This window comes from Cytobacillus sp. Bac17 (genome assembly GCF_024519925.1).
GTDB lineage: Bacteria > Bacillota > Bacilli > Bacillales > Cytobacillaceae > Cytobacillus > Cytobacillus pseudoceanisediminis.
The window spans coordinates 1-22491 of record NZ_JALJRC010000050.1 but is presented as its reverse complement, the minus strand read 5'-3'; the positions used below and the strand labels follow the sequence as shown (position 1 = coordinate 22491).

21 protein-coding genes and 1 other annotated feature are annotated in these 22491 nt (G+C 42.6%); of the genes, 14 read left to right on the top strand and 7 right to left on the bottom strand.

What is annotated here, in order from left to right; all coding sequences use genetic code 11:
- Positions 1 to 368 precede the first annotated feature (368 nt).
- Both NR125_RS27740 and NR125_RS27735 read right to left on the bottom strand, forming a co-directional pair.
- The gene (locus NR125_RS27740) at positions 369 to 1217 is read right to left on the bottom strand and encodes a C39 family peptidase (protein ID WP_192907805.1); all 849 of its coding nucleotides are present in this window, start codon (positions 1215 to 1217) and stop codon (positions 369 to 371) included.
- A gap of 77 nt (positions 1218 to 1294) precedes the next feature.
- Positions 1295 to 1816: a gamma carbonic anhydrase gene (locus tag NR125_RS27735; RefSeq protein ID WP_009333380.1), complete on the bottom strand. Its 522-nt coding sequence runs from the start codon at positions 1814 to 1816 to the stop codon at positions 1295 to 1297.
- A gap of 177 nt (positions 1817 to 1993) precedes the next feature.
- On the opposite strand from NR125_RS27735, the gene NR125_RS27730 reads away from it, so the two are divergent.
- Entirely contained in the window at positions 1994 to 2797 is an 804-nt protein-coding gene (locus NR125_RS27730; protein WP_009333379.1) for an alpha/beta hydrolase, read from the top strand.
- 84 nt (positions 2798 to 2881) lie between these two features.
- Positions 2882 to 3976: a tetraprenyl-beta-curcumene synthase family protein gene (locus NR125_RS27725; protein WP_256816593.1), complete on the top strand. Its 1095-nt coding sequence runs from the start codon at positions 2882 to 2884 to the stop codon at positions 3974 to 3976.
- A 27-nt stretch (positions 3977 to 4003) separates the two neighbouring features.
- Here NR125_RS27725 and mnmM read toward each other — a convergent pair whose 3' ends face one another.
- The gene (gene mnmM / locus NR125_RS27720) at positions 4004 to 4576 is read right to left on the bottom strand and encodes a tRNA 5-(aminomethyl)-2-thiouridylate-methyltransferase MnmM (protein WP_019383011.1); all 573 of its coding nucleotides are present in this window, start codon (positions 4574 to 4576) and stop codon (positions 4004 to 4006) included.
- Positions 4573 to 5541, bottom strand: a complete 969-nt coding sequence (gene mnmL, locus NR125_RS27715) for a tRNA modification radical SAM protein MnmL/YtqA (protein ID WP_009333376.1) — start codon at positions 5539 to 5541, stop codon at positions 4573 to 4575. The genes mnmM and mnmL overlap by 4 nt, the downstream gene beginning before the upstream one ends.
- 203 nt (positions 5542 to 5744) lie before the next feature.
- On the opposite strand from mnmL, the gene NR125_RS27710 reads away from it, so the two are divergent.
- The 3 genes from NR125_RS27710 to NR125_RS27700 all read left to right on the top strand — a co-directional run bounded on the left by NR125_RS27710 (position 5745) and on the right by NR125_RS27700 (position 7650).
- The gene (locus NR125_RS27710; protein ID WP_009333375.1) at positions 5745 to 6008 is read left to right on the top strand and encodes a YtzC family protein; all 264 of its coding nucleotides are present in this window, start codon (positions 5745 to 5747) and stop codon (positions 6006 to 6008) included.
- 14 nt (positions 6009 to 6022) lie between these two features.
- A complete protein-coding gene (locus tag NR125_RS27705; RefSeq protein ID WP_009333374.1) occupies positions 6023 to 6205 on the top strand; it encodes a hypothetical protein in 183 nt (60 codons plus the stop codon).
- 263 nt (positions 6206 to 6468) lie between these two features.
- A complete protein-coding gene (locus tag NR125_RS27700) occupies positions 6469 to 7650 on the top strand; it encodes an MDR family MFS transporter (protein ID WP_019383013.1) in 1182 nt (393 codons plus the stop codon).
- A 49-nt stretch (positions 7651 to 7699) separates the two neighbouring features.
- On the opposite strand, the gene NR125_RS27695 is transcribed toward NR125_RS27700, so the two are convergent.
- A complete protein-coding gene (locus NR125_RS27695; protein WP_009333372.1) occupies positions 7700 to 8050 on the bottom strand; it encodes a hypothetical protein in 351 nt (116 codons plus the stop codon).
- Between the two features lie 143 nt (positions 8051 to 8193).
- On the opposite strand from NR125_RS27695, the gene NR125_RS27690 reads away from it, so the two are divergent.
- The 6 genes from NR125_RS27690 to NR125_RS27665 all read left to right on the top strand — a co-directional run bounded on the left by NR125_RS27690 (position 8194) and on the right by NR125_RS27665 (position 15849).
- Entirely contained in the window at positions 8194 to 9555 is a 1362-nt protein-coding gene (locus tag NR125_RS27690; protein ID WP_009333371.1) for a sigma-54 interaction domain-containing protein, read from the top strand.
- 327 nt (positions 9556 to 9882) lie between these two features.
- Positions 9883 to 11202, top strand: coding sequence for a GntP family permease (locus NR125_RS27685; RefSeq protein ID WP_009333370.1), 1320 nt, complete (start codon positions 9883 to 9885; stop codon positions 11200 to 11202).
- A gap of 57 nt (positions 11203 to 11259) precedes the next feature.
- Complete coding sequence (locus NR125_RS27680; protein WP_192907799.1) at positions 11260 to 12036, top strand: 3-hydroxybutyrate dehydrogenase; 777 nt, start codon at positions 11260 to 11262, stop codon at positions 12034 to 12036.
- Positions 12037 to 12145: 109 nt separating this feature from the next.
- Positions 12146 to 12369: a binding site (T-box leader), on the top strand.
- A 308-nt stretch (positions 12370 to 12677) separates the two neighbouring features.
- The gene (gene leuS, locus NR125_RS27675) at positions 12678 to 15095 is read left to right on the top strand and encodes a leucine--tRNA ligase (RefSeq protein ID WP_256816591.1); all 2418 of its coding nucleotides are present in this window, start codon (positions 12678 to 12680) and stop codon (positions 15093 to 15095) included.
- 164 nt (positions 15096 to 15259) lie between these two features.
- Entirely contained in the window at positions 15260 to 15565 is a 306-nt protein-coding gene (locus NR125_RS27670) for a rhodanese-like domain-containing protein (RefSeq protein WP_026041816.1), read from the top strand.
- A 101-nt stretch (positions 15566 to 15666) separates the two neighbouring features.
- Entirely contained in the window at positions 15667 to 15849 is a 183-nt protein-coding gene (locus NR125_RS27665) for a sporulation protein Cse60 (RefSeq protein ID WP_009333366.1), read from the top strand.
- Positions 15850 to 15878: 29 nt separating this feature from the next.
- Here NR125_RS27665 and NR125_RS27660 read toward each other — a convergent pair whose 3' ends face one another.
- Positions 15879 to 17147, bottom strand: a complete 1269-nt coding sequence (locus NR125_RS27660; protein WP_256816590.1) for a BaiN/RdsA family NAD(P)/FAD-dependent oxidoreductase — start codon at positions 17145 to 17147, stop codon at positions 15879 to 15881.
- A gap of 383 nt (positions 17148 to 17530) precedes the next feature.
- Between NR125_RS27660 and NR125_RS27655 the strand changes: the two genes are divergently transcribed.
- Positions 17531 to 19147, top strand: a complete 1617-nt coding sequence (locus NR125_RS27655; RefSeq protein WP_019383020.1) for a putative polysaccharide biosynthesis protein — start codon at positions 17531 to 17533, stop codon at positions 19145 to 19147.
- 382 nt (positions 19148 to 19529) lie between these two features.
- Positions 19530 to 20249 (top strand): pseudouridine synthase, encoded by a 720-nt coding sequence (locus NR125_RS27650; protein ID WP_019383022.1) that lies wholly within the window; start codon positions 19530 to 19532, stop codon positions 20247 to 20249.
- A 64-nt stretch (positions 20250 to 20313) separates the two neighbouring features.
- Here the strand turns inward: NR125_RS27650 and NR125_RS27645 are convergent, their stop codons facing one another.
- Complete coding sequence (locus tag NR125_RS27645) at positions 20314 to 20535, bottom strand: DeoR family transcriptional regulator (protein WP_026041817.1); 222 nt, start codon at positions 20533 to 20535, stop codon at positions 20314 to 20316.
- Between the two features lie 457 nt (positions 20536 to 20992).
- Between NR125_RS27645 and NR125_RS27640 the strand changes: the two genes are divergently transcribed.
- A complete protein-coding gene (locus tag NR125_RS27640; RefSeq protein ID WP_019383023.1) occupies positions 20993 to 22267 on the top strand; it encodes a M48 family metallopeptidase in 1275 nt (424 codons plus the stop codon).
- Positions 22268 to 22491 lie beyond the last annotated feature (224 nt).

The following is a 22491-nucleotide window of genomic DNA, read 5'->3' as shown; positions in this document are numbered from 1 at the left end:
AAACCCCAGAAAGGGGCACTTTTTTATCAGTGTCCACTATCTAGGGTATAGTTCAGTGAAAACCTGGTGGACGTTTTTATTAATTATAAGAATGTATATATTTTTTAAGTCAGATAATTGTCTGGCGCAAGCAGCCTCCCACCTCGAGATCACAAGCTTGTCTAGCTGAGGCTCCTAGGGACGAAAGATAAGACACTCCCTCACAAAAGGCAAAGGACGTCTTTCCGGAATGCTCGTCTTGTGCTTGAGGCCGCAGGATAAGGAATGCTTCGTTAGCATAAAAATCGCACGACCGAAAACGTTAGGTTTTGGGAGGTCGCGGCGATCTTAGTCTGCGTTCTTTCGTGGGCAAGGCGCTTCCGCTTTTCTTATGGGAGATAGGTAATAGCCTGTTTGCCCATCTGCACCCATGCTTTTTCAAAATCGTTTTTGGGTGCTTTTTTATTTTTCTCTCCTGTGAGCGGATCGTTGAAATACATGTATTCCTGATCATACCCTGTGAGCAGGACTGAATGCTCTTTATAGGTAATCTGTATTTTTCCGCTTGGCGTATGCCAGGTCTGGAAAAAGTCATCAGAAAGCTGTTTATAGGCTGTGTTGATAATAACCCAGACAGGCCTGCCGTCTGACAAATGGATCTTTAAGTCTTCAAAATCGGATCCGGTAAGGTCTTCAATGGAGCCAGGCATGTACTTTTCCGCAAGCTCTTTTACCGGTTTATGATAAACGCCAAGACCTGGATTATCAAAGGAATACATATCGCCTATGAATCCGTCATTCGGGTGCCCGAAATAGATTTTTCCGTTTTCTATGCGATAAGGCTCAGGATTTTTCTTTATTTCTTTAGCGAGTGTCATTTTATCAGCCTGTATTCCTGCATGCTGAAGGAGCATGGATAAGCTCGTCACCTCGCATCCTCTGGGGAGCTCAGGAAACTGATTGACTGCGGGTGCATCTATAATTGTTTCTTCCTTGATCTTTATTACGACAGTGTTGTTTCCAAGGAAAGAGCTGGCTTTCTCAGCAGGTTCAGACAGCCATGATTTAATTTGGTTTACGGCTGAAGCAGGCTGGCTGCCTGAAAGGTTGTCATAAACAAATGCACCAGAAATCAGGATGAAGACAAGTAAAAACATTGGTGCCGTTTTTAACATTGTTTTTCTGAATATCACTATTAAAAATAAGAATAGAACAATTGCCGCAATATAAATCTTCAATTTCTTCACCCGCCCATTGGTATTGCCTTATGTTTATTATCGGCTGTTTTCCCATTCTATAATAGGGGGCAGGTGAGTTATTCAGGCTTTTTCTGCAAAGACTTATAGTACTGCCCTTTTTCGGCGTACTCCCTGCTGATCCGTTCCATATCTTTGATATCTTCTGGTGTCAGCTCGCGGATCACTTTTGCGGGCCTTCCGAATGCAAGTGTATTGGGAGGAATTTTCTTTCCCTGTGGAACAAGGCTCCCTGCACCAATGAATGCTCCCTCTCCGATTTCAGCCTGATCTAATACAATTGAGCCCATTCCTATTAAAGCCTTTTTGCGGACAATGCAGCTATGAAGGATTACCTGATGGCCAACTGTCACTTCATCTTCCAATATCAGCGGGTTATTCGGGCTTTGATGCAGGACGGAATTGTCCTGGATATTGACTTTTTTGCCGATGATTGTTGGTGCTACATCTCCGCGTATAACGGAGTTGAACCAAACGCTGGAATCCTCGCCAATTTCAACATCGCCGGTAATGGTAGTAAAATCTGCAATAAATGCGGATTCTGCAATTTTAGGTTCTTTATCTTTATATGGATAGATCATGTGAAACACTCCTATATGAAGTTTGATTATTTTGATTTTATCATAAGAGGCATGATAAACGTTATTTTGGCAAAAAGAATTCCAATTTTACAAAGGGTTGATTCATGAACAATTTCAGCATCTAGGCTATAATATATATACAAAAGATAGTACGTAAAAAGGCTGGGAGGATTGACTATGTGGAAATGGGAAACTGAAGGAGATGCAAAGGGCGTTATTGTCATGGTGCATGGGGCAATGGAGCATCACCGCCGTTATGGCTGGCTGATTGAAATGTGGCGCTTGGCCGGTTTCCATGTCATTATGGGAGATCTTCCTGGCCAGGGGATGACTTCAAGATCCAGAAGAGGCCATATTGACTCCTTTGATGAATATATACTTGAAGTTCAGGATTGGGTACATGCTGCCTATGAATTTGAATTGCCGGTCTTTCTTTTAGGGCACAGCATGGGCGGTCTGATTGCCATTCGCCTGCTGCAGGAGGAAAGGATGAATCTCGCTGGGGTAATTCTGTCCTCCCCATGCTTAGGCTTGGTTCAACAGCCTTCAAAATTTCTGAACTTCTTATCGCTTGGACTCAATTCTGTGATGCCTGGCCTGAAAATGGATGCCGGATTATCCGTTGACATGGCGACGCGGAATCAGGACGTCCTTGATGCTGATTTAAATGATTCTCTTTATGTGACAAAAGTTTCGGTCAGATGGTACAGGGAACTTGTTTCTGCAATAAAGCTTGCCTTTGAGAATCTTGATAAGATCCAGGATGTGCCCCTCCTCGTATTACAGGGCGGCGATGATAAGATCGTAAATAAAACAACTGTCAGAGAATGGTTTAACCTTGCGCCCTTCTCAGAGAAAAGGTTCAAGGAATGGCCTAAATGCTACCATGAAGTCTTTAATGAACCTGAGCGCGAAGAAGTCTTTGAATACGCGAAGGATTTCGTTAACAGCCAATTAAAAGCGCTTGGTTATGTGGTTTAAGGACGGTGTTTTAATTATGGAAGGGTGCAGCTTAATATAAGAAACTGTTCACCTATCCCTAAGCAAAAGGAGGTTTATCATGTCATGAGTGTCCCTTCCATGCCAATTAGCTTAATGTCACATGTCTACAGGAAGGTTCTTCCTGCGGTACATAAGGAACTAGCATACTGGAAAAGCAGAGCGGAAGCCATTCCTGATCCGGAGTTAAGAAAGCAGGCTCTTGCCAGCATTGAGCATAAAACCTTCCACTGTGAAGGCGGAGCTATTATGTCATTAATGGCCAAGGAAAAATATGAACAAGCGGTTAAGTTCATCGTCGCATATCAGACAATCAGTGATTATTTGGACAATCTCTGCGATCGGAGCACTTCACTTGATCCCCGGGACTTTGCGGCACTGCACGAGTCAATGGAGGATGCCCTCGATACCGATGCAGCAGAAAAAAATTATTATCGGCTGAGAAATGAACAGGATGATGGAAACTATCTTGCAGATTTGGCAGGAGTCTGCAGGGAAGTGCTGTCCAGTCTGAGGCATTACAGACATATAAAAAGCCATCTGCTTGAATTATGCCGATACTATTGTGATCTGCAAATACATAAGCATGTTGTGGTGGAAGAACGAGTTCCCCGTCTGCAGAACTGGTTTGACCAATATCGGTCTGATATTCCTGAGATGGAATGGTATGAGTTCTCTGCTTGCTCGGGATCTACTTTCGGGATTTTTTGCCTTGTTTCCTACGCACTGAGAGATGATTTTGAAGCGGAGCATGCGGTAAATATACGAAATGGTTATTTTCCATACATCCAGGGTCTCCACATTCTTCTTGATTATCTGATTGATCAGGAAGAGGACAAAGCCGGTGGAGACTTGAATTTTTGCTTTTACTATGAGAACGAAGAAAAACTGTTTTCGAGATTGAAGCATTTTGTTGCCGAAGCAGATAAGCATACTGAAAAGCTGCCTCATAAACATTTCCATAAACTGATTAATCGCGGCTTGCTCGGGGTTTATCTATCCGATGAGAAGGTCCGGAAGCAGCGGAATGTCAGAAGATTAGCCAAAAGCATGATCAGAACAGGCGGCATGGTAAGCTTTTTCTTTTATGTGAACGGCAGAGCTTACCGTACTTTGCAGAAGATGATGCCTGCGGGCTTTTCAGGAGCGATTGAAAAATAATAAAAAGCCTGCATTTTTTGCAGGCTTTTACCGTTTTTCAATAGCTACAATAAACGGCGGGTTATTTTTTTGATTAATAAACTGGTATTGCAATACATGGACGAGGCTTTGATCCAGCTGCCTTACATATCTGAGCAGATAATCACGCTCAACAGCTCCCTCAATATGGCCGTGATAAATCACTAAAAGAATAATCCCCTCCGGAGCCATCAGTTCCAAAAGCTGATCGATGGCAGAAATGGTTGTCTGCGGACGGGTGACAATATCTTTATCACCGCCGGGCAGGTAACCTAAATTAAAAATGGCTGCAGTTATTTTTCCATGATGCACAGGCGGCACATTCTCAAGAATGAATTCATGTCCTGTATGGAAAAGGGTAGCCCTGTCTGACAGGTCATGATCAGCCAGGCGCGTTTTTGTATTCTGGACAGCTTCTTCCTGAATATCGAAACCGTAAACTCTTCCATTATGTCCTACCAGATCCGCCAGAAATACTGTATCATGTCCGTTGCCCAAAGTGGCATCAATAACGATATCTCCAGGTGATACTGCTTTCTCAAGCAGCTGTCTTGCATAAGGTAAGATTCTTTCAAGCTTCATGACAATGCCTCCATTTGGCTTGGATTGTAAAGTTTGCCTTGCCAGCTGTTTCTGCGCTTTAATTCCGCATCAATGCTATTTAGCACTTCCCACTTATTTACGCTCCACATTGGCCCGATCATCAAGTCGATTGGCCCATCTCCTGTTATTCGGTGTACAATCATTTCCGGAGGTAAAATCTCCAGCTGGTCACATACTAAGTTTACATATTCATTAAGTGACAGAAACTCAAGCATGCCTTTTTCAAATTGTTTAACCATCGGGGTTCCTTTTAATAAATGAAGGAGATGAATTTTTATCCCCTGCACATCCAGTTTTGCAACTTCCCGTGCGGTTTCCATCATCATATCCGGTGTTTCAAGCGGAAGGCCATTAATGATGTGGGAACAGATGCGGATGCCATGTTTGCGGAGCTTCTTTACTCCCTCTGCATAGCATTGATAATCATGAGCGCGGTTAATTAAAAGGGCAGTCCGTTCATGCACAGTTTGTAAGCCCAGTTCTACCCAGAGATAAGTTCGCTGATTAAGCTCTGCCAGATATTCGACTACATCATCAGGCAGACAGTCAGGGCGGGTCGCAATAGACAGTCCGACAACTCCGTCCTGCTCAAGCACTCTCTCATACATATCACGAAGCACTTCCACAGGGGCATGAGTATTCGTAAAGGCCTGAAAATAAGCCATGTATTTTCCATCTTTCCATTTATGATGCATTTTTGTTTTTATTGCATTAAATTGTGTTTCCAAATCATCAGCACGGTTCCCGGCAAAGTCTCCCGAACCGGATGCACTGCAGAATGTACATCCCCCATGTGCGACTGTGCCATCACGGTTGGGGCAATCAAAGCCGCCATCGAGTGCCACCTTGAAAACCTTATGGCCAAATTCATTACGCAAATGATAATTCCATGTATGGTACCGTTTATTATCGGATGCATATGGAAAAGGATTTACTTTATCCACAATTATCCCTCCTTTTTCAAAGAGTAATCTATAAGGTAAAAATGAATATGAAGGATTTCATAAAATTAATCTTATCATGACCCAAAACCTTATCCAAGGGGAATTGGCAGGAAATAGAGTGGTAAGAATTACAGAAAAATGAACAAACTAATTATTGAAGCATGCAAGCTTCTAGACCCATTCTTTAAGGAGGGGAACAGATAATGGCAACCCGTGAATCGATGGATACACTCCTGCAGCAGTGTGAGGATGCAATCCGTTTTGCCCAGGAGCAGTTTGAATCAGGCAGGACACAGGAGCATTATAATGATAACGAATACTCCAATGCTCTTCAATCTTTGGAAGCTGCTTATAATGATATAACCCAGATGGCCCATAGCGCCAACTCCCAGCAGCGGGAACAGCTTCACCGAATGAGACTCCAGCTGCAGCAGCTCCAAAATCAGATGATAATACTTCCTCATTAAGGAGTGGTCCACAGATGGTAAAAAAGCGCTCAAAACAAAACAATCCGGAACAAAAGACCCGCAATGGCGCCAATAGCCAGGACGTTGAACTTGGCCGGGATTTTGATGCGGTAAAGCAGTCGAAAAAGAATTATGAGAAGTCAGGCGGCCAGCCTGTAAAATCAAAATTTCACCCTGAGCCGGAACAATCATCATAAATAGAATATGGAAAGCCCCGATTTTTCAAAATCGGGGCTTTATTTTTGTGCCGTTTAACGAACTATTCTCAATAGGTGCATTCCTTAAATATCCACATTCAGTTTCAATTATTAAAGAAGAAGTATTCTGTCTATTAAAATCGAATGAAAACCTATTGCAAGGACAGGAAAAACCAACTAAAATTATTTTGGATTTCGAAATAGTGCCGGGTGGTAATATGCCGGCTGACATAAAAAAAATTTTAAAAAAGGGGCGTAATTTTATGCCGCGGACCTTATGGCTTTTAATAATTGGGATGGCAGTGAATGTAACCGGATCTTCTTTTTTGTGGCCACTTAATACAATCTACATTCATGACCACTTAGGCAAGTCCTTATCGGTTGCCGGCCTGGTTTTGATGGTGAACGCAGCTGCAAGCGTCGCAGGAAATTTAATAGGGGGAAGCCTATATGATAAAATAGGCGGCTATCGTTCGATTCTTCTTGGAATTATCATCACGGTAATGGCGCTTCTCGGTTTGACCTTTTGGCACGGCTGGCCTGCATACGTGGTGTTTCTCACTATTGTCGGATTTGGGTCTGGCATTGTTTTTCCATCTATGTTTGCGATGGCTGGATCTGTGTGGAAGGAAGGCGGCCGCAAAGCTTTCAATGCCATCTATGTGGCTCAGAATGCCGGTGTTGCCATTGGTGCTGCTCTCGGCGGCCTTGTGGCTTCGTACTCTTTTCAGTTGATTTTTCTGGCCAATACTGTCATGTATATCGTTTTTTTACTGATCGCTGTTTTTGGATACAGGGGAATAAATACTGCTTCGGGTCAGCAGACCTCCATCCTTCAGGAAAATCGCATGGTTAAAAATCATACCAAGCTTTATGCACTGCTCATATTATGTGCAGGCTATTTATTGTGCTGGGTCGGATATGTGCAATGGCAATCAACTATTGCTGCTTACACACAGGAATTGAATATTTCGTTAAAGCAATACAGCTTGCTGTGGACTATTAATGGAGCCCTGATTGTATTGGGACAGCCGTTTATCAGTGCTTTGGTAAAATGGTTTAAAACACTTAAGGTTCAGATGGTCGCCGGCATGGTCATATTTATAGGTTCATTTGCTGCTGCAGCAAGTGCCGAGAAATTCTCAGCTTTTATCACAGCCATGGTTATACTGACGATTGGCGAAATGCTAATATGGCCAGCGGTTCCGACCATTGCTAACCAGCTTGCCCCTAAAGGGCGGGAAGGTTTTTACCAGGGAATCGTAAACAGTACTGCTACAGGCGGAAGGATGATCGGGCCTTTACTGGGGGGGATTCTCGTTGACCTTTACGGAATCTCCATGCTGTTTGCTGTATTAATAGTTCTATTTGTTTTTGCCATTCTGACAACTCTTGTGTATGACCGGAAATTGAAGGAGCCTAAAAAATTGGCGCATGTATCATAAGAAAGAAACCTGCAGTTTTGAGCTGCAGGTTTTTTTGAAATTTTAGTTCTTAACCGGCGCCTTCGAAGTAATTTTCTTTTTGCTTAGCGGCAAATACAACTTCATTGAAGAAGCTTTTCAAAATCAGCCATCTCGCTGGATAAGAACTGATAAAATCCTCGAGAACCTCTTCTGAATAAAGAAGCAGGACATCCAGATCTGCCTTCTTTTGCTTCAAATCATACAAAAGGGCATGCGGAATGGTGTAATAGTCATTCAGCTGCCATTGATTTAGTTTCACTGTTAAAATATTATGGTCATCAATATAGGTTTGCAGCGCCTGTTTTTGCGCCTGAGTGCATTCCTGTTTTGATTTGTTTCCAGATTGCCAATTCGGATTAATCAGATAGATGCCTTTCATCTGAAACACCTCCCATGTCTGCTAGTACTAATGTTATGGGCAGTAAAAGCCATAAGAATACCCATTGAAGTGAATTTGTTTTCAGAAAAATATGATAAAATAGTATTCATAAATAGTAGATTGACCTAAATGAGGGGATTCAAATGAAAAGTGCATTCTTCGATCTGCCTGTGAAGGTTGTCGAAACCATTGTTGAGAACGCCTTTGGATGGCTTGTAGTTGTGAATAAAGAAGGAACAATTATTTACATTAATGAAAATTATTGTAATTTTCTGGAAATAGAAAGGGAAAAGGCTCTTGGGAAGCATGTGTCCGAGGTGATTGAAAATTCACGTATGCATATAGTGGCAGAATCAGGCAAGGAAGAAATTGCAGATCTGCAATATATAAGAGGCAACTATATGATAGCAAATCGCATCCCCATTTTTTCTGATGGCGAAGTAATTGGCGCTTTCGGGACAGTCTTTTTTAGGGATACAAAGGAATGGATGCAGATGAACAGCCATGTAAAGAGCATGCTGACAAAAATCCAGAGCTTTATCCAGGAAATTGATCCAAGTGTTAAATACAGCCTTGATGATATCCTGGGAAACTCGAGCCAGATTCATAGCCTTAAAGAAAAGGTGAAAATGGTGGCAGCCAGTGATATTTCCGTTTTAATCCGCGGGGAAAGCGGGACTGGAAAAGAACTATTTGCGCACAGCATACATCAGCTCAGCAACAGGAGCCATCAGCCATTTGTGAAAATTAACTGCGGAGCCATTCCGGAACATCTGCTGGAGTCTGAACTGTTTGGCTACGAAGAAGGTGCTTTTACAGGTGCGAAAAAGGGAGGTAAAAAGGGGAAATTCCAGCTTGCTGATGGAGGGACTTTATTTTTGGATGAAATCGGAGATATGCCGCTTAATATGCAGGTGAAGTTATTGCGTGCTCTGCAGGAAGGCGAGATTGAAAGCGTGGGTTCGACTTCTCCGGTTAAAGTAGATGTCCGGATTATCGCTGCAACTAACAGACCGCTCGAAAAAATGATGGAGGAAAAGCGCTTTAGGGAGGATCTATTCTATCGGATTAATGTGGTGCCGTTCATGATTCCTTCTTTGCGCGACAGGATGGAAGATTTATCACTCCTGATCGATAGCTTTATCAAGAAAATAACGAAAAAATCGGGAAAGAGAATAAGTGCAATTGAAGACGAGGTAATAGAAAAGTTTCATCAATATAGCTGGCCCGGCAATATTAGAGAGCTTGAAAATGTAATAGAGGCATCCATTCATTTAACAAGCAATGAAAGTATTACTACAGAATCATTGCCGGATTACATGAAAGAATCTGCCGTTTATCCCGTTGGAAAAAAGAACTTGAAGGACATTCTGGAGGAAACAGAAAAGCGGATATTGACTCAAAGCTTGAGCAAATATAACCATGACCGATTAGAAGCGGCAAAAGCTCTAGGCATCAGTAAATCTTCTATGTATGAAAAACTAAAGAAATATGGAATTGAATAAAGATAAACAGTCCAGAAATCCGGAATACGTTCCAGAATTCTGGACTGTTTTCATTCTAGTAATTTTATGTACACTTAGTCCTACTCTTAGACGGAATTATCAGAAACTAGTCTATTATATCTGTGGACTTGTTCCCTTTGTATTCCAGAATTCTGGAAAAATGATTCATTAATTGTTCACGATTCCCTTTACCTACAAGCCTTTCATGTTGGCACGACTCTTGCATTATCATTTCTCAGCAAGTTATTTTTCAGTTATTTTTGCAAGCGTTTTCATGAAGAGGATGAAAAGTTCTTTTCTTATTTTTAAAACAAAGGGGGAAATGAAATGCTAAGTATGATTGGATTAATAGGCGGGCTTGCCCTGCTGATTTACCTGACTATGCGGGGAATGAACCTGCTGGTTGTCGGACCGTTATCTGCCTTGTTTGTAGCTCTTTTTAGCGGCATGCCATTATTTCCGCAGCTGGCAGGTGAAGGGGAGGCCAATTTGGTCGGGAACTATATGTCCGGCTTTTCAGGGTTTGTAACATCATGGTACCTAATGTTCCTATTGGGTGCAATTTTTGGGAAGGTAATGGAAGACAGCGGCGCGGCCGACAGTGTATCCAAAATGGTAGTGGATAAGCTCGGAATGAAATATGCCGTTCTTGCCATTGTCGCTTCCTGTGCTATTTTAACTTATGGCGGAGTCAGTTTATTCGTAGTTGCTTTCTCTGTATATCCAATGGCATTAAGTTTATTTAAACAGGCAAATCTTCCAAGAAGGTTCATCCCTGCAGCACTTGCCTTTGGATCGGTAACTTTTACGATGACTTCTGCGGGTTCACCGGAAATTCAAAACTGGATCCCGATTGAATTTCTTGGAACGACTCCATATGCAGGCTGGGAAGTCAGCTTAATTGTCGCTGTGTTCATGATGATTTTTGGCTACTGGTGGCTGAAGCGGATGATCACAAAGGCTGTAAACAAAGGAGAAACCTTTGAATCCCGAAAGCAGGATCCTGTAACTGAGAATAAGGAATTACCGCACCCTTTTATGGGGGTTCTCCCATTGGCTGTTGTTTTAATTATCTCATTCGTATTCCATGATTCTCTTGCACAATCTGCACTTATCCTTGCATTACTGGGCGGAGTTATTGCCACATATCTATTGAACAGAAAGTATTTCACAAATTTCTGGAATGCTGTGTCTGATGGTACATTAGGCGCATTGATAGCGATTGGGAATACAGCTGCTGTTGTCGGGTTCGGCGGAGTGGCAAAGGCAGTTCCTGCATTTGCCACAGCAGTAGATTGGATGACAAGCATTCCTGGGAGCCCGCTGATAGGCGGTGCCATAGCAGTAAGTGTTATCGCCGGCATGACCGGTTCAGCTTCAGGCGGGCAGGCCATCGCATTGCCGATTCTGGCCCCGCATTATATGGACATGGGCGTCAATGCAGAAGCCCTGCACAGAACAGTAGCCATTTCATCCGGTGCTCTGGATTCCTTGCCGCATAATGGCTATGTCGTTACCACTGTACGGGCTATCTGCGGGGAATCTCACCAGGCTGCATATGGAGCGGTGGCGGCTGTTACAGTAATCGTTCCGCTGATTGGTTTAGCACTTGCGATTGTATTATTCTCACTCGGTCTAGGAATCTAATTTCGGCAGGGGCTCATAAAATAGAGCCCCGGCTTTGTTTTTGAAAGGAGCTTATTCATGGTACAAAATAAAGTAGTTTTTATAACCGGTGCAGCGCAGGGAATTGGCTATGAAATAGGCAAGAGATTTGCTGAACACGGCTCGAAAATCGTTCTGACAGATATTCAGGAAGAGGCCGTGAAAAAAGCCGCAGAAAATTTGCAGAATGAAGGTTTTGAAGCAATCGGGCTTAAATGTGATGTGACCTTGGAGTCTGATATAGAATCGGCCATCAATGAAACTGTCAGTCAATTCGGTGCCTTGGATGTGCTCATTAACAATGCAGGGCTGCAGCATGTTTCCTTTATTGAAGACTTTCCTACTGAAAAATTCGAGTTTCTGATCAAAGTAATGCTGACTGCACCGTTCATGGCCATTAAACATGTCATGCCCGTCATGAAAAAACAAAAGTCCGGCCGTATCCTGAACATGGCATCCATTAACGGTCTTGTTGGATTCGCGGGGAAAGCAGCTTATAACAGTGCCAAGCATGGCGTTATAGGCCTCACTAAAGTCGCAGCTTTGGAAGCTGCTGAAGATGGCATTACGGTCAATGCCATTTGCCCGGGCTATGTGGATACACCACTCGTAAGAAATCAGCTGAATGACCTTGCTAAAACAAGAAATGTACCTATTGAAAAAGCGCTGGAAGAAGTCATTTATCCCTTAGTGCCGCAAAAGAGGCTGCTGAAGGTAGAAGAGATTGCAGATTATGCTATTTTTTTGGCTGGTGACGGAGCTAAAGGCATTACAGGACAGGCGGCAGTTATCGATGGAGGATATACTGTTCAGTAAATCAGGCACATTTTCTGAAAGATTGCATATTCTAGTTATTAAATTCCTGTCAGGATAAGCCTACTTGCATCCTGGCGGGAAATTTATTACAATAGTCATATTCCTATACTAAAATGCTTAGATAAGGAGCAGTAGTGGTGCAACAGCCCGTTATAGAGAGTTGACGGAAGGTGCAAGTCAGCCGGGCACATCATGAACTCGCCTTGGAGCAGCAAGTGTGAAGTACCAGTAATGCTTGCCGTTTTCCGCGTTAAGGATGAATGAAGCGAGTGACATGTTCACTAATGTGGGTGGTACCGCGGGAGATTTATACATAATCCTCTCGTCCCTTTTTGGGGATGAGAGGTTTTTTATTTTATTTTTTAGGCTGTTTCGTAAAGTTGATTGCAGCGGAGGGCACTTGATCCTCGAAAATGCTGACGCATTTTCTTCGTGCGTTGCTCATTCATGGAGGGTTATTCAATGTCCTGCGGGTAGTGAGGAAAGTGAGAGACCCCGCAGGCGAAGCCGGGGAGGCTCTCATCTCTCCCGCGGGTTCGCTAAGTGCCTCGTGCTGAAATCAACGGGCAATATTCATAAGCCCAAAAACGGTTTATAAGAAAAGAGCCTGATTTTATTTTCATTAATAGGAGGAAACAAAAATGAGTTTCAATCATCAGGAGATTGAAAAAAAGTGGCAAGGCTACTGGGAAGAAAATAAAACTTTTAAAACAACTGAAGATAAAGGCAAGCGCAAGTTTTATGCGCTTGATATGTTCCCTTATCCTTCAGGCGCAGGACTTCATGTCGGCCACCCGGAAGGATATACGGCAACAGACATCCTTTCCCGCATGAAGCGCATGCAAGGCTATAATGTTCTTCACCCAATGGGCTGGGATGCATTTGGTTTGCCTGCCGAGCAATATGCCCTTGATACAGGAAACGATCCTGCTGAATTCACAGAAAAGAATATCAACACCTTCCGACGCCAGATTAAGGCTTTAGGTTTTTCATATGACTGGGATCGTGAAGTAAACACAACAGACCCTGAATATTATAAATGGACTCAGTGGATTTTCTTAAAGCTTTATGAAAAAGGGCTTGCATATATCGATGAAGTAGCTGTTAACTGGTGTCCCGCACTTGGAACAGTACTTGCAAATGAAGAGGTCATCGACGGAAAAAGTGAACGAGGAGGCCATCCGGTAGAACGCCGTCCAATGAGACAGTGGATGCTAAAAATTACGGCTTATGCTGATCGCCTGCTTGAAGATCTTGATTTATTGGATTGGCCAGAGAGCCTTAAAGATATGCAGCGAAACTGGATCGGCCGTTCTGAAGGAGCAGAAGTAACGTTCAATATTGAAGGCCATAATGGAACGTTCACTGTTTTCACAACACGACCTGACACATTATATGGTGCAACATATGCTGTTCTTGCTCCAGAACATGCGCTTGTTGAAAAAATCACAGCAGATGGGCAGCGCGAGGCAGTTCAGGCTTACATTGACAAAGTAAAGAGCAAGAGCGATCTCGAGCGGACAGATCTTGCTAAAGAAAAAACAGGTGTCTTCACTGGTGCTTATGCGATTAACCCGGTCAATGGCGAAAAAATGCCAATCTGGATTGCAGATTATGTTTTAGCCAGCTATGGAACTGGGGCCATCATGGCCGTTCCAGCCCATGACGAGCGCGACTATGAGTTCGCCAAGCAATTTGATCTGCCTATTAAAGAAGTCGTTGCCGGCGGAGATGTTGAAAAAGAAGCATACACTGGCGATGGAGAGCATGTTAACTCAGGTTTCCTGGATGGATTAAACAAAGAGGAAGCGATTGAGAAAATGATCGCATGGCTTGAAGAGAAAGGCATTGGCACTAAGAAGGTTACTTATCGTCTTCGTGACTGGCTATTCAGCCGCCAGCGTTATTGGGGCGAGCCGATTCCAGTGATCCACTGGGAAGATGGCACAATGACTGCCGTGCCGGAAGATCAGCTCCCATTAGTGCTTCCAAAAACAACGGAAATCAAACCATCCGGCACTGGAGAGTCACCATTGGCCAACATCGATGAGTGGGTGAATGTCGTGGATCCTGAAACAGGCAAGAAGGGCCGCAGGGAAACGAACACAATGCCACAATGGGCAGGCAGCTGCTGGTACTATCTTCGCTATATTGATCCGAAAAACAGTGAAGCTCTTGCAGATCCTGAGAAATTAAAAGAATGGCTTCCGGTTGATATTTATATCGGCGGAGCTGAACATGCGGTTCTTCATCTCCTATATGCCCGCTTCTGGCACAAGGTCCTTTATGATGTGGGAATTGTCCATACGAAGGAACCGTTCCAAAAGTTATTTAACCAAGGTATGATTCTTGGGGAAAATAATGAGAAAATGAGTAAATCAAAAGGCAATGTCGTTAATCCGGATGAAATTGTAGCAAGCCATGGTGCTGATACTCTTCGTCTATACGAAATGTTCATGGGGCCTCTTGAAGCTTCCATCGCATGGTCTACAAATGGATTGGATGGTTCAAGAAGATTCCTTGACCGCATCTGGCGTTTGTTTGTGGAAGAGACTGGTGAATTAAGCCAGGGAATTCAGGACATTGAAGAAGGCAGCAGTCTTGAAAAGGTTTACCACCAAACGGTGAAAAAAGTAACTGAGGACTACGAAGGGCTGCGTTTCAACACAGCTATTTCCCAAATGATGGTATTCATCAATGAAGCATATAAAGCAGATGTGCTTCCAAAGGCCTTTGCAGAAGGCTTTGTTAAAATGCTTTCACCCATTGCTCCACACATGTCCGAAGAGCTTTGGTCTAAATTAGGCCATGGTGAATCCATTGCTTATGAAGCTTGGCCTGCATATGATGAAGCCAAAATGATAGATGATGAAGTCGAAATCGTTATCCAAATCAACGGTAAAGTTAAAGCAAAGCTTATGGTTCCTGCCGATGCCAAAAAAGACCTATTGGAGCAAATCGCAATGGGCGATGACAAAGTAAAAGAACAAATTGACGGAAAAACCGTCCGTAAAGTCATCGCGGTGCCAGGTAAACTTGTGAATATCGTTGCGAATTAAGTTATATCAGATGAAACCACCTCTATTTGTCAGAGGTGGTTTTTGTATTTGTGTTTTAGAAACGTCCCGTTTATATTTTTCGTCCCATATAGGGTATTATAGAATTGGCAGCATTATTTAATGTTAAGTGCTATTTAAAAGGCTTTCCAGAAAGGGTGTTAGGATTGGACCGTATTGAAGAGATAACAACAGAAGAATTGCAAAAAAAACTTGAAGAAGGGGAGAAACTTGAGCTTGTCGATGTAAGGGAAGATGAAGAGGTTGCATCCGGCATGATTCCAGGGGCGAGACATATCCGTATGGGCACGATACCTGAGAATCTTGATAAATTTGATAAAGATACGGAGTACATCATTATTTGCCGTTCTGGCAATCGCAGCGGAAACGTATGCCACTATTTGCAGGACCAGGGATATAAAGTCCGCAATATGACCGGGGGCATGCTGAACTGGCAGGGTGAAACAAAATAGAGAAGAGCGGAGCCGCAGCAGGCTTCGTTTTTTTTGTGTTTTGGGTTTAAAAATTCAGAAAATTGTACAAACTGATAAAAAACTAAGAAAGGAAGTTTCCTGTGATTAAGGTAAAGCTATTTGATCATGAACATGAAAAAGACCTGGAAAAGGATATGAATCATTTTCTGGAGAAGATTGAAGAAAAAAAGCTGCTGGATATTAAATATAATGTTGCCGCAGTGCAAGAGGACGAAGATGAACAAATTTATTGTTTCTCTGCCATGGTTATATATAGAGCCTGATGTCTGAGGAGCATCAGGCTCTATCTTTATTATACAATCCTAGCTGAGACTGCTGCGTTTAATCCGGCTAACCTGCCTGTTACAAGTGCGGATGTAATATTATATCCGCCTGTGTAGCCATGGATGTCCAGGATTTCTCCGCAGAAGAAAAGTCCTTCCATCAATTTTGAAGCCATTGTTTGCGGTTCAATTTCTTTGACGGAAACCCCTCCGCCGGTAACAAAGGCTTTATCGAGAGGCAATGTCCCATTTACTTTAAACTGAAAAGATTTGCAGGCTTTAACAAAGCTTCTGATCTTTTCGTTTGAAATCGCAGCTCCCTGTGAGGACGGATCAATTCCGTTCTGCTCAAGAAGAAACAAAAGATATCTTTCAGGAAGCATCCCTTTTAAGAGATTTTTCATACTTTTCTTTGGATCTTCTTTGATCTTTTTGGACACTTCCTGAAAAAGAGGCTCTTCTTTTGTATCCGGGATTGCGTCCAAATTCATGACCACTTCTTTTAAATTCCACTTCTTCATCGCTTTCACCGCATATTGGCTGCAGCGCAAGACGGCCGGGCCGCTAATGCCAATATGGGTAAAAATCATATCCATCCGATGGGTTATAATCGCTTTTCCTTTAGGGTTTAAAACACTAAGCGCCACATTCCGGAGCGACAATCCCTGCAGTATTTTTTCTTTAATAAAGTTCTCAGAAGATGTCAGCGGAACCTCGGTTGGGAAAAGCTCTGTAATCGTATGGCCTGCTTTTTCCGCCCATGCATAGCCGTCGCCGGTTGAGCCGGTATGAGGGACTGATTTCCCTCCTACGGCAACCACAACTGAATCTGCTTCATATACATCGCCTGTTTTTAATTCTACCGATTTCACCCTGCCATTTTCATAGTGAACATCCTGGATAGGGCTATTCGTCTTGATATCGACTTTCAGCTCCTTCAGCCTTGAAATCAAGGCATCAACAACAGATTGCGCTTTGTCGGTAACAGGAAACATCCGTCCGTGATCTTCTTCTTTCAGCTTAATTCCTAAATTCTCAAAGAAGCGGATAATATCTTCATTGCTGAAAATGGAGAATGCACTGTACAAAAACCGGCCATTGCCAGGAATATGCTTAATGATCTCGTCCACTGGAAGCCTGTTTGTGACATTGCACCTGCCCCCTCCGGAAATGGCAAGCTTCCTTCCAAGCTTGGTTCCTTTGTCAATCAGCAGTACTTTTGCCTTCTGTTCCGCAGCACCGATTGCTGCCATCAATCCCGAAGGACCCCCGCCTATAACTATTACATCATATTTCATATTTTCACCAACTTATCTTGATTCGCTAAAAAAGCAGTAGCTTCATTATAAATCAAATATCCTATTTCTAAAAATAATGCCCCATAATACGGTATTGCAAGTGGAATTTCCTCTGCAAGAAGAGTACACTACAAATAGTGTGTCTAAAAAGATAGAAAATTGACGAACTTACTGAGAATTGTTTTGGCAATCACAGGCTGTAAAAGCTGCATGCTGCAGGTTTTTAAATAAGAGAGAAAGCTTTGAAAGTCGATAACTGTCTGGCTCCACAAGGAACGCTACGATAGCTTTATCATCGCACGGCTAAAAGCGCTGGCTTTTAGGAGGAGCGCCTACCGGGGGGTGGGCAAAGCGCTTCCGCATTTCATAAAGGAAGGGATTATATGTCATCTAAGCTCTTAAAGGGAACCTTCATCCTTACGCTTGGCACAATTATCTCGAAGGTTCTTGGTTTGTTTTATGTTATTCCTTTTTACCAAATTGTCGGGAAGGAAGGGACAGCCCTTTATTCCTTTTCGTATACACCTTATACAATCTTTATTAGTGTTGCAACAGCCGGGGTTCCGCTTGCTGTTTCAAAATTTATCTCTAAATATAATGCAATAGAGGAATACGCAGTCGGAAGAAAGCTGTTCAAATCAGGCCTGGCGGTCATGACGGCAAGCGGAATCATTTCATTCCTGATCCTATTCTTCCTTGCTCCGGCAGTTGCGGAAATGACCTTGGCAGGAAAAGACGTTGAAGTTAGTGTTAAAGATGTAACAACTGTAATTAGAGCGGTATCATTTGCCCTGATTATTATTCCGTTCATGAGTTTGATAAGAGGGTTCTTTCAGGGACATCAGTCAATGGGTCCTACTGCTGTTTCACAGGTTGTGGAGCAGATTGTCCGCATCCTGTTCGTTCTTGCAGGTGCATATGTCGTTTTAAATGTAATGAAAGGTTCACTGACTGCCGCGATCAGTGTCGCCACCTTTGCTGCCTTTATTGGCGGACTCGGAAGCCTCGGGGTATTATTCTGGTATTGGTATAAACGTAAGCCGCATTTGGATAAAATGCTTGAAGAAGATAAAGGAACCGTTGACATTTCCCTAAAGGAAATTTATAAAGAAATCATTCTTTATGCCGCACCATTTGTATTTGTGGGTCTCGCGAATCCTCTCTTTCAGTTTATTGATCAGATAACATTTACCAGGGCGATGGATGCCATCGGTGAATCGAAAAATGCAGTTGCAGCCTTTTCTGTCCTGAACTTTGAGACGCATAAGCTGGTCATCATTCCTGTCTCGCTTGCCACAGCTTTCTCGCTGACGCTTGTGCCAAGTGTGACGAAAGCATTTATGGAAGAAGATAGGTCAGATTTAAACCGCCAGCTTAACCAGACTTTCCAGGTGCTTCTCTTTCTGACTCTTCCTGCCGTAGCAGGATTGTCCCTGCTTGCCGAGCCGGTTTTCACCCTGTTTTATGAGCATAAGGATTTGGGTACTGAAGTGCTAAGAACTTATGCCCCAGTGGCGATTCTCTTTGCTTATTTTTCGGTAACTGCAGCCATTCTGCAGGGAATCAATGAACAGCGTTTTACAATTTTAAGTTTGCTGACAGGCCTGCTTGTAAAGCTGTCATTGAATATTCCGCTCATAAAACTGTTCGAAACACAGGGAGCCGTATTTGCAACCGCTCTTGGCTATATCGTAGCTATTTTAATTAACCTTTTCGTAATTAAAACATTTGCAAAATATCCTTTCAAGCTTGTCTTAAGACGAGGAATGCTGATTGTATTATTTACTGCATGCATGTACATTGCTGCAGGCGTGGTTTATAAAATCACAACTGCCTTCTTATCGCCGGCATCCAATTTTCAGGCTATCATCATTGTCATCACCTGCGCAGCAGCTGGAGCGGGAGTCTATTTCTACCTAAGCTTCAGAACTAAATTAATCTATCTCCTGTTTGGATCAAGGGTCGATAGAATGCTTAAGAAGTTAAGATTGAAGGCTTAAAAATAGAAGGTCTCCGTGATGGGGGCCTTTTTTAAAAAATGTTTAGGATTTGGTTTTAGATAACAATATACAAAGCACTGAGTTGATTGGAGCGGAGGGTACTTGATCCTCGAAAATGCTGGCGCATTTTCTTCGTGCGGTGTTCAGTCGAGGAAGTTTATTCAACGTCCTGCGGGAGCAGTGGGACAGGTGAGACCCCGCAGGCGCAAAGCGACGAGGAGGCTCACCGCCCGCTCCGCGGAAAGCAAGTGCCCCGTGCTGAAATCAGCGGACAGAATATTTACTTATAACAAGGATAAGAGAACCTTTTTAAAAGGTAAATCTTTAATAACGCGATTTTAATAAAAATCAGATTAATTAGGATTAAAAGGGAGGGGCAGCCATGAGAATTGATAAAATGCTGGCCAATCTGGGCTACGGAAGCCGTAAGGATGTTAAAAAGCTATTAAAGGATGGAGCTGTAACCGTTAATGATGAAAAAGTAAAGGATCCCAAGCACCAGGTCGATCCTGAACAGGATGCTGTCATCATTAATGGCGAAAAGGTTGAATATAAGGAATTCATTTATTTGATGATGAACAAACCGCCAGGCGTCATTTCCGCAACAGAAGACTCTCAATTTGAAACCGTGGTCGACCTGCTCGAAATGGAAGACCTTGTTTTTTCTCCTTTTCCAGTGGGACGCCTGGATAAGGATACAGAAGGGCTTTTGCTGCTGACTAATGACGGCCAGCTGGCACATCGGCTGCTTTCTCCAAAAAAGCATGTTCCTAAAACCTATTTTGCAGTCATAGACAGGGAAGTAACAGCTGATGATGTTGCTGCGTTTAAAAAAGGGGTTATACTAGATGACGGCTATGAAACCAAGCCTGGGGAGCTGGAAATCCTTAAATCCGGCATAACATCCGATATTGAGTTAACCATTACGGAGGGAAAGTTTCATCAGGTGAAAAGAATGTTTGAGGCAGTGGGAAAAAGAGTCATCTATTTAAAGAGAATCTCAATGGGCCCGCTTGAGCTGGATAAAACATTGGAATTGGGTGAATATCGGGAATTGACTGATGAAGAGCTTGATAAGCTGATGAATTATGAAGTGAGATGAGACGGAAAAATCGCCCTGACAGCAGGGCGATTTTTTATTTGTTAGGTTGGTTATGCTTTGAGTGTTAAGATGACATCTTTACTTTCTTTTGAGTTATGGTCCATTTGCCTCTGCTCGGACTCTTAACCAAGTCATTGTAGGCGAGGACATTTAAATCTCTTTGAATGGTGCGAGGAGTAATACCAAATTCCTCTACAAGCTCCTGAGTTGTTACAGTTCCGCGCTTACTTATAAACATGTAGACGGATTTTACACGGTTTAACATCCGGTTAGTTGAAGGTTTCAAAAAACCACTCCCTATCCTTTTTTCAAACCCCATGGCAATTTCCTGCAACCGACAGCTACATTGAAGGATTTTCCTTCAATCGTATGTAGTTTTCTTTTCCCCAGACAACCCCTTTGCATTCTGGTTATTTAGTCAAGATGTCATACCTCTGACTATATTGTAACGCTATTATCTGATTATTTCTACTTTAAGGATACAATTTTACAAAATATTTATAATGCTGCTTGTGTTTTAGTCTTTACGTTCCCCTCCTTTTTAATGTATGTTCAATTCCCTAATTATTTGCGATTAAACCTCAATGGGAAAAGGGACTATTACTATACCTTATGGCAGATGGGGCTTGAATTATGTACAGAATATTCAAATAATCGCTCAGGAAAGTTTCTATATCCTAAAATTTGTTTTTTGATTATAATCAATTGGTATATTTAAAAGAGATTGAAAGGAAGAAAGTGTAATGGAAGCTTACTCGCTGAGAGATCGCCTGGTATACCCGAAGGAAAATATTTATTTTGCATTCGTTGCTTTATTTAGTATTTTGTCTTATATTTTTCTCGCATTCTCTATTATTGGGATTGTGATTATTTTAGCATTAATACTTGTATCTCTTCTGTTCCATGGGATTATGATGGGCGGCATCAGAAGAAACGGAGTAAGAATAAGTGAGAAACAATTTCCTGAAATTTATGAAAAAGCAGTACTAACTGCAAAGGAAATGGGTCTGCAAGATTTGCCGGATATATACGTGATTGAGTCTGAAGGTGTCTTAAATGCCTTTGCAACCAGGTTTTTCAGAAGAAATATGGTTGTCTTATATTCTGGTATTTTTGAATTGACTGCTCGTGGAGCTGAAAAGGAAGTGCTGTTTGTCCTGGCCCATGAGTTTGCTCATTTAAAAAGAAAGCATGTTATCATAAGCCTTCTTCTGCTCCCTGCTATGTGGGTTCCATTCCTGGGGAATGCGTACTTAAGAGCATGCGAGTATACATGTGATCGTTATGCTGCCTATTATATAAAGTCGTTTGAAGCATCTAGAGATGCCTTAACTATGCTTGCGATTGGAAAAGAACTTTATCCTAAGGTCAATAAGCATGCATACATGGAGCAGCTCCAAACGGAAACTGGATTTTTTGTATGGCTGAATGAGAAACTTTCCACCCATCCTCACCTGCCGAAAAGAATTTATGCTTTATCAAAAGTTTTTGATGAAGAATCTGCAGTTGAGTTAAAAGAACCAAAGGGCAGGATATGGCTAGGGATAGCAGGAGCGGTCTTAACGCTGACTATTCTTTCCGGCGGACTCTGGGTTGGGTATAAATCACTTAAAAAAATGGATTTGTGGACTGAAACGGTTATGGGCATTGAAGGAGCTACCGCTCTAATGAATGCAGCGAGTGAAAATGATACTGAAATGATCCACATTTTATTGGCTGATGGGGCGGATATTGAGGAAATGGATGCAGATGGCACTACTGCCTTACACTGGGCTGTTTCTTATGGCCAGTATGACAGCGCTGCCCTTCTGCTGGAAAATGGCGCAGAGCCTAATACGGCAGATAACTATCAAACCACTCCTTTAATGAGTGCAGTATTTAATGAGGATACTGAAATGGCCATGCTTCTCCTGGAGTATGGTGCAGATCCCGCTGTGAAAGATGCGGATGGCTACACAGCTTATGATTACGCTGCAGACTTTGAAAATACAGAATTAATGGATATCCTCCAGCCATAATGAAACTGCCCCTTTCGGAGGGGCAGTCAGTTTGTAGACAAAAAGAGTTCGGAATAGTCTCATTCCGAACTCTTTTTTTCATTTTTTGTAGGACTTCAAGTAATTACAGAGAATTGCAGACCTCTCCGAGGTTATCATTTAGGCCATTTCTGGACCTTGCCAAGTCCAGTTGGCCATTTTCTTCAAATTCATGGCAGCGAAAGTAAGCATCGCCTGCATCGACA

Excerpts from the sequence above, each read along its gene's own strand:
- NR125_RS27735 (WP_009333380.1), bottom strand. The coding sequence starts at position 1,816 with ATGATCTATCCATATAAAGATAAAGAACCTAAAATTGCAGAATCCGCA.
- NR125_RS27730 (WP_009333379.1), top strand. The coding sequence starts at position 1,994 with ATGTGGAAATGGGAAACTGAAGGAGATGCAAAGGGCGTTATTGTCATG.
- NR125_RS27725 (WP_256816593.1), top strand. The coding sequence starts at position 2,882 with ATGAGTGTCCCTTCCATGCCAATTAGCTTAATGTCACATGTCTACAGG.
- mnmM (WP_019383011.1), bottom strand. The coding sequence starts at position 4,576 with ATGAAGCTTGAAAGAATCTTACCTTATGCAAGACAGCTGCTTGAGAAA.
- NR125_RS27710 (WP_009333375.1), top strand. The coding sequence starts at position 5,745 with ATGGCAACCCGTGAATCGATGGATACACTCCTGCAGCAGTGTGAGGAT.
- NR125_RS27705 (WP_009333374.1), top strand. The coding sequence starts at position 6,023 with ATGGTAAAAAAGCGCTCAAAACAAAACAATCCGGAACAAAAGACCCGC.
- NR125_RS27700 (WP_019383013.1), top strand. The coding sequence starts at position 6,469 with ATGCCGCGGACCTTATGGCTTTTAATAATTGGGATGGCAGTGAATGTA.
- NR125_RS27695 (WP_009333372.1), bottom strand. The coding sequence starts at position 8,050 with ATGAAAGGCATCTATCTGATTAATCCGAATTGGCAATCTGGAAACAAA.
- NR125_RS27690 (WP_009333371.1), top strand. The coding sequence starts at position 8,194 with ATGAAAAGTGCATTCTTCGATCTGCCTGTGAAGGTTGTCGAAACCATT.
- NR125_RS27685 (WP_009333370.1), top strand. The coding sequence starts at position 9,883 with ATGCTAAGTATGATTGGATTAATAGGCGGGCTTGCCCTGCTGATTTAC.
- NR125_RS27680 (WP_192907799.1), top strand. The coding sequence starts at position 11,260 with ATGGTACAAAATAAAGTAGTTTTTATAACCGGTGCAGCGCAGGGAATT.
- leuS (WP_256816591.1), top strand. The coding sequence starts at position 12,678 with ATGAGTTTCAATCATCAGGAGATTGAAAAAAAGTGGCAAGGCTACTGG.
- NR125_RS27660 (WP_256816590.1), bottom strand. The coding sequence starts at position 17,147 with ATGAAATATGATGTAATAGTTATAGGCGGGGGTCCTTCGGGATTGATG.
- NR125_RS27655 (WP_019383020.1), top strand. The coding sequence starts at position 17,531 with ATGTCATCTAAGCTCTTAAAGGGAACCTTCATCCTTACGCTTGGCACA.
- NR125_RS27650 (WP_019383022.1), top strand. The coding sequence starts at position 19,530 with ATGAGAATTGATAAAATGCTGGCCAATCTGGGCTACGGAAGCCGTAAG.
- NR125_RS27640 (WP_019383023.1), top strand. The coding sequence starts at position 20,993 with ATGGAAGCTTACTCGCTGAGAGATCGCCTGGTATACCCGAAGGAAAAT.